Raw genomic sequence first — 6,455 nt, forward strand, 5'->3', positions numbered from 1 at the left:
GTGTGGCGGCGGCTCCGCGGTGAGCGACTTCGGCATGGTGGTCAGGGGCGGCGAGGGCACGGCGGCGCGGGCCGAGCTGCGGCCGGGGCAGCGGTTCACGCTGGCCGTGCCGGCCGACCCGGCGCCGGGCGACGACTGGGAGCTGGTGGCCGTGCCCGACACGACGGTGGCCTCGTTCATCAGCGAGGAGCAGCAGGGCGGCACGACGTACTTCGTCTTCAACGCCAAGCGGCCGGGGTCGGCCGAGATCCGGCTGCGGGCGGCGGCCCCCGCCACGGGCGAGGCGGTCTTCGACGTCACGGTGAAACAGCCGAGCCGGACGCACAGGTGAGCGCCGCCCCGGCGGGCTAGGCTGCGGTGGTGGACTTCATCCGGGTACGCGCCTCGTCCGACGGCGCGGAGACGATCTCCTACTGGACCGGCGACGTCTACGGCTGGCAGGACGACGGCGGCCCCCACCACCTGTTCGGGTTCGAGGGCGTCAACGTCGCCAGGGCGGTCGAGACCGACGCCGGCTGGCAGCTGCTGACCAGGGAGGCCGCCCTCTACCTCGATCCGGCCACCCGCGAGGTCGTCGACACGTGGGACAACCCGTTCACCGGCCGCCAGGTCGAGGTGGAGCACGTCTTCAACGACCCGGTCAACCAGCGGCTGGGCGCCCACCCGGTGCCCGTCACCCACCTGGGCGACCGGGTCGCCTTCAACGTGGACGTCCGGCTCGCCTACCCCTCGCCGCTGACGGTCGCCGACTACCCCGACCACTCCGCCGCCGACACCTACCGGGCGCTGGAGTTGTTCCAGTTCTTCGCCGAGGCGAAGGACCTCGACGCGGGCCTGCCCGACGTGCCGAGCGTGTTCTCCTGGTGCCGGGTCTCGCCGTGGCTGCCGTGGATGGCGATGGGGCGGCGCGGCGGCGCGCTGGTCTACCACTGCCGCGGCGCCAAGGTCCCCGAGGTGCCCGCCCGCCTGCGCGAGCGGGCAGGGGAGCGCTTCCTGCACGCGCCGGACTCCTGGTCGGCGCCCAACATGACGAGCTGGACGGCCTTCGCGGCCCGGCACGCAGGGAAGGCCGGCCGGTGAGCCCCGACCTGTTCTGCGAGATCGTCGCGGGGGAGCGGCCCGCCCACGTGGTCAGCTCCGACGACGTCGCCGTCGCCTTCCTCGACGCGCGGCCGGTCTTCAAAGGCCACGTGCTGGTCGTGCCGCGCGCCCACGTCGAGACGTTGGCCGACCTCGCCGACGTGGGGCCGTTCTTCGCCCGGGTGCAGGCCATGGCCAGGGCCGTCGAGGAGGGGCTGAAGGCCGGCGGCACGTTCGTCGCGATGAACAACCGGGTCAGCCAGAGCGTGCCCCACCTGCACGTCCACGTGGTGCCGCGCACCAAGAAGGACGGCCTGCGCGGCTTCTTCTGGCCGCGCACGAAATACGACTCCGACGAGGAGGCCGCCTCGTACGCCGCCCTCATCGCCGAGGCGCTGGGCTAAGCTCCCCCGCGTGGAGTACCTCGTCGGGTCCGCCGTCGTCGCGGTGGTGGTCGGCGTCCCCTCGATCGTGTTGTGGCGGGTCATGCGCGGCCGCCGCGAGCTGGGCACGAGCCCGGCCGAGCGGGCCACGTTCGAGACCCTGCACACCGCCTCCCTGGCCGGGCCGCCGCTGCGCGCCGGGCTCACCGCCGACGGCGCCGAGCGTGCCTCCCGTCACCTGCGCGCGCTGCTCGGCTCGGCGGCCGTCGCCATCACCGACCGCGAGCGGCTGCTCGTCTACGACGGCGCCGGCGACCACCACGCCGGGCAGGCGTTCGAGCACGCGGCGGCCACCCTCGAAGACGGCCGCACCCAGGTGCTCACCATCGAGTGCGAGCTGCTCGAATGCCCGATCCGGCAGGTCGTCGTGGTGCCGCTGACCACCGACGACCGCGTGGTCGGCGCCCTCGCCGCCTACGGGCAGAGCGCCTCGGCCGGGCTGGTCAGGGCCGCCCAGGAGGTGGCCGGGTGGGTCGACTCGCAGCTGGAGCTGGCCGAGCTCGACCGCTCCCGCACGCTGCTCATGGAGGCCGAGGTGCGGGCGCTGCGGGCGCAGATCTCGCCCCACTTCATCTACAACTCGCTGACCACCATCGCCTCGTTCGTCCGCACGGACCCCGAGCGGGCCAGGGAGCTGCTGCTGGAGTTCGCCGACTTCACCCGCTACTCCTTCCGGCGGCACGGCGAGTTCACCACGCTGGCCGAGGAGCTGCGCTCGATCGACCGCTACCTCATCCTGGAGCGCGCCAGGTTCGGCGACCAGCTCCAGGTCACGCTGCGCATCGCGCCCGAGGTGCTGCCGGTGGCGGTGCCGTTCCTGTGCCTGCAACCGCTGGTGGAGAACGCCGTCCGGCACGGCCTGGAGAGCAAGAACGGCGTCGGCCGCATCACGATCATCGCCGAGGACGCCGGGGCCGAGTGCCGCATCAGCGTCGAGGACGACGGCCTCGGCATGGACCCGGATCGGCTGCGCCGCATCCTCGCAGGTGAGATCGCCTCCTCGGGCGGTGTCGGCCTGGCCAACGTCGACGAGCGGCTGCGCCAGGTGTACGGCGACGAGTACGGCCTGGTCGTCGAGACGGCCACCGGAGCGGGCACCAAGGTCAACGTCAGGTTGCCGAAATATCACCCGGGAGTCTCCGCCCGTTGACCCCGATCTTCGTTGTCGGTTTCATCACTGTCTATGGCACTACTCCGGGTCCTCGCGGTCGACGACGAGCTGCCCGCCCTCGAAGACCTGTCGTACCTGCTGCGCGCAGACCCGCGCATCGGGGAGGTGAGCACGGCCCGCGACGGCGCGTCGGCGCTGCGGCTGCTCGACCGGGCCATCGCCGACGGCCGGCCGATCGACGCGGTCTTCCTCGACATCAGGATGCGCGGGCTCGACGGGGTGGTGCTCGGGCGGCTGCTGTCGCGCTTCGCGAACCCGCCCCGGGTGGTGTTCGTCACCGCGTACGAGGAGCACGCGGTGGACGCGTTCGAGATCAAGGCCGAGGACTACCTGCTCAAGCCCGTACGGCCGGAGCGGCTGGCCGAGGCGATCCGGCGGGTGGCGGTCTCGGCCGACGTGCCGGCCGAGAGCGGCGAGAGCGACACGATCCCCGTCGAACTGGGCGGGGTGACCCGGTTCGTCTCCAGCGCCGACGTCGTCTACGTGGAGGCCCAGGGCGACTACGCCCGCCTGCACACGGCCTCCGGCAGCCACCTGGTCCGCATCCCGCTGGCCACCCTGGAGGAACGGTGGGCCTCGGCCGGCTTCGTCCGGGTGCACCGCAGCCACCTGGTGGCCGTCAAACACATCGAAGAGCTGCACATCGACTCCGGCAAGTGCACGGTACGGGTGGGCGACACCGAGATCCCGGTCAGCCGCCGCCACACCCGCGAGCTGCGCGACCTGCTGGTCCGACGCGCCAGGAAGGGCAGGCCGGAATGAACGGACCGAAGGGCGGCCGGCCGTGAGCCCCGAGCCGCGGCCGGTGCGCAAGGCGTCCCCGCGGGCCGACAGCCCGCGCCGCGTCACCGTGACGAGCCCCCGCACGGCCGCCGCCCGGCGTCCCCGCTACCCGGCCACCCGCGAGATCGACGAGCAGACCCGGGTCGGCGAGGTCTACATGCGCTCACTGCTGCGCACCCAGTTCCGGCTGGCGTTGTTCGTCTGCACGGTGCTGGCCTGCGTGGTCGGCGGGCTGCCGCTGCTGTTCCTGCTCATCCCGGAGCTGCGCGAGGCCCACCTGCTGGGCGTGCCGGTGCCGTGGGCGGTGCTCGCCGGGCTCATCTACCCCGGCTTCGTCCTCGGGGCCTGGCTGTACGTCCGCCAGGCCGAGCGCAACGAACGCCACTTCGCCGAGCTGGTCGAGCGCCGATGAGCCTCACCGCGGTGGTGGTCGTGGTGGTGGCGGCCGTGCTCATCGGGGCGTTCGGGATCCGGTTCTCCCGGACGACGTCCGACTTCTACGTCGCCTCCCGTACGGTCAGCCCGCTCTGGAACGCCTCCGCCATCGGCGGCGAGTACCTGTCGGCGGCGTCGTTCCTCGGCGTGGCCGGGCTCATCCTGTCGTTCGGCGTCGACATGCTCTGGCTGCCGGTCGGCTGGACCGGCGGCTACCTCGTGCTGCTGGTGCTGGTGTCGGCGCCGCTGCGCCGCTCGGGGGCGTACACGCTGCCGGACTTCGCCGAGGCCCGGCTGGAGTCGATGACCGTGCGCCGCACCGCGAGCGTGCTCGTCGTGCTGATCGGCTGGCTCTACCTGATGCCGCAGTTCCAGAGCGCGGGCCTGGTGCTGCGGACCATCACCGGCGCGCCCGTGTGGGTGGGCGGGCTGCTCGTCGCCGTCGTCGTCGCGGTGAACGTGTTGTCGGGCGGCATGCGGTCGATCACGTTCGTGCAGGCGTTCCAGTACTGGCTGAAGCTGACCGCGCTGGCCGTGCCGCTGGTGTTCCTGCTGATGGCCTGGCAGGCCGACGGCGCGCCCGCCCTGAGCGCGCAGGACGCCGCGAGCTGGCAGGTGCCGCTGACCGGCGGCAGGGAGTACGCGCTGTACTCGACGTACTCGCTGATCCTGGCCACGTTCCTGGGCACGATGGGGCTGCCGCACGTGCTCGTGCGCTTCTACACCAACCCCGACGGGCGGGCCGCGCGGCGCACGACGCTGGTGGTGCTGTCGCTGCTCGGCGCGTTCTACCTGCTGCCCGCCGTGTACGGCTGGCTCGGCCGGCTGTACGCGCCCGACCTGGTGCGCACCGACACGGTCGTGCTGACGCTGCCCTCCCGCATGATCGGCGGCACGCTGGGCGACCTGCTGACGGCCCTGGTCACCGCCGGGGCGTTCGCGGCGTTCCTGTCGACGTCCTCGGGGCTGACCGTGTCGGTGGCCGGGGTGATCGCGCAGGACCTGCTCAAGGGCGGGGTGCGCTCGTTCCGGATCGCCACGGTGATGGCGGTGGTGGTGCCGCTGGCGCTGGCGTTGTGGGCGCGGGCGCTGCCGGTGGCCGACGTGGTGGGGCTGGCCTTCGCGGTGGCGGCCTCGTCGTTCTGCCCGCTGCTGGTGCTGGGCATCTGGTGGCGGCGGCTGTCCACGACCGGGGCCCTGGCCGGGCTGCTCGTCGGCGGCGGGCTGGCCTGCGCGGCCGTGCTCGTCACGATCACCGGCGGGCCGCACGGGGGGCTGACGGGCGCGCTGCTGGCCCAGCCGGCGGCCTGGACGGTGCCGATCGCGTTCGTCGTGATGGTCGGGGTGTCGTTCCTGACGCCGGACCGGGTGCCGCCCGGCGTGGCCAGGACCATGGTGCGGCTGCACACTCCCGAGAACCTCGACCTCGACCGCGGCGACTGGCGTCCCCGCTCGTCGTGACGCCCGCCGCGGGTCAGGCGCGGTCCAGCAGGTCCGCCTCGGCCAGCGCGTCCGCGGCCTCGTCGGCGCGGCCCTGCCGCTCCAGGTGACAGGCCAGGTTCCGCAGCGTACGGGCGAGATCCCGGCGCAGCTCGCCCTCCGCCGCCTCGTGGGCGGCCAGCGCGCGGTAGAGGTCCACCGCCTCCTGGTAGGCGGCGTGCGCGCCCTCTCGGTCGTCCAGCGACGACATGGTGATCGCGAGGCTGTGCAGGCTGTCGGCGAGCGCCGGCTCCGCGAGGTGCCCCGACGTGACCAGGTCGCGGTGGACGGAGACGGCCTCCCGCTCCGGGGCGAGCGCGTCGGCGGCCCTGCCGGCCCGGTAGAAGCCGGCGCCCACGGCGGTGAACAGCCGCCCGAGGTCCTCCGCCCTGGCGCCGTCGTCTCCGAGGTGGCGCAGGGCGACCGCCTCGCGGGTCACGAAGACCGCCTCGTCGTACCGGTGGAACGCGATCAGGCGCACGGCCACCCGCAACATCGTCTCGGCCTGCATCGCGCAGGTGTGCGCCAGCGCCGGCACGCGCCGCCGCGGCCTGCTCCTCGCCACCCGCCGGCAGACGGCGTAGGCCTGCAGCAGCAGCCGCTCCGCCTCCCCGCGCGCGCCGGCGTTGGCGTCGGAGCGTTCCAAGAGGGCGTTCAGCCGTTTGAGGCGGCGCGACTCCCGGTACGGCCGCAGGGCGCCGTGACCGAGGCCGAGCACGGCGACGCCGATGAGCACGCCGACGAGCAGCACCCACCAGGACCAGCCGGACCACCAGACGACCAGGGCCCCCAGAGCGGTGGCCGCGAGCCACTCCCATAAGCGCATGCCGTCATGATCGGCTTTTTGCGGCGGGTGCGCCAGAGGGATCCGCGGCTCATCGCGGTGACGGAAAGGTGTCCGGACGGTGGACGCGCACGGCCGCCGACCAGGTCCTGCCGGCGGGGGTAGGAGCATGACGGTGACCCGGCGAGGAGAGGAGCACGCGATGCGGCCCGCAGGAGCAGTCCCGTCCCCGCCGGACGGCGGCCCCTCCGTCCCGGCCCCGGCCGGTGCGGGCCCGGAG

At 73.5% G+C, this 6,455-nt stretch carries 7 protein-coding genes and 1 pseudogene; 7 read left to right on the forward strand and 1 reads right to left on the reverse strand.

Annotated elements, in window-relative coordinates:
- The 7 genes and pseudogenes from C1J01_RS45080 to C1J01_RS45110 form a co-directional block, all read left to right on the forward strand.
- Window positions 1-331, forward strand: a pseudogene (locus tag C1J01_RS45080) (protease inhibitor I42 family protein); the annotation flags it as partial.
- Window positions 332-360: 29 nt separating this feature from the next.
- Window positions 361-1,080, forward strand: a complete 720-nt coding sequence (locus C1J01_RS45085) for a DUF1838 family protein (protein WP_220040436.1) — start codon at window positions 361-363, stop codon at window positions 1,078-1,080.
- On the forward strand, window positions 1,077-1,484 hold the full coding sequence (locus tag C1J01_RS45090; RefSeq protein WP_111185150.1) for an HIT family protein: 408 nt from the start codon (window positions 1,077-1,079) through the stop codon (window positions 1,482-1,484). The genes C1J01_RS45085 and C1J01_RS45090 overlap by 4 nt, the downstream gene beginning before the upstream one ends.
- 10 nt (window positions 1,485-1,494) lie before the next feature.
- Window positions 1,495-2,673: a sensor histidine kinase gene (locus C1J01_RS45095; protein ID WP_111185151.1), complete on the forward strand. Its 1,179-nt coding sequence runs from the start codon at window positions 1,495-1,497 to the stop codon at window positions 2,671-2,673.
- 33 nt (window positions 2,674-2,706) lie between these two features.
- On the forward strand, window positions 2,707-3,456 hold the full coding sequence (locus C1J01_RS45100) for a LytR/AlgR family response regulator transcription factor (RefSeq protein WP_111185152.1): 750 nt from the start codon (window positions 2,707-2,709) through the stop codon (window positions 3,454-3,456).
- A gap of 22 nt (window positions 3,457-3,478) precedes the next feature.
- The gene (locus C1J01_RS45105) at window positions 3,479-3,889 is read left to right on the forward strand and encodes a hypothetical protein (protein WP_220040437.1); all 411 of its coding nucleotides are present in this window, start codon (window positions 3,479-3,481) and stop codon (window positions 3,887-3,889) included.
- Window positions 3,886-5,373: a sodium/solute symporter gene (locus tag C1J01_RS45110; protein WP_111185153.1), complete on the forward strand. Its 1,488-nt coding sequence runs from the start codon at window positions 3,886-3,888 to the stop codon at window positions 5,371-5,373. Before C1J01_RS45105 ends, C1J01_RS45110 begins: the two co-directional genes overlap by 4 nt.
- Before the next feature lie 13 nt (window positions 5,374-5,386).
- Here C1J01_RS45110 and C1J01_RS45115 read toward each other — a convergent pair whose 3' ends face one another.
- Window positions 5,387-6,217, reverse strand: coding sequence for a tetratricopeptide repeat protein (locus C1J01_RS45115; protein ID WP_111185154.1), 831 nt, complete (start codon window positions 6,215-6,217; stop codon window positions 5,387-5,389).
- Window positions 6,218-6,455: the final 238 nt, after the last annotated feature.

Source organism: Nonomuraea aridisoli (assembly GCF_003236395.1).
GTDB classification, from domain to species: domain Bacteria; phylum Actinomycetota; class Actinomycetes; order Streptosporangiales; family Streptosporangiaceae; genus Nonomuraea; species Nonomuraea aridisoli.

Coding starts and splice junctions, on each gene's coding strand:
- C1J01_RS45100 (WP_111185152.1), top strand. CDS start 2,707: ATGGCACTACTCCGGGTCCTCGCGGTCGACGACGAGCTGCCCGCCCTC.
- C1J01_RS45110 (WP_111185153.1), top strand. CDS start 3,886: ATGAGCCTCACCGCGGTGGTGGTCGTGGTGGTGGCGGCCGTGCTCATC.
- C1J01_RS45115 (WP_111185154.1), bottom strand. CDS start 6,217: ATGCGCTTATGGGAGTGGCTCGCGGCCACCGCTCTGGGGGCCCTGGTC.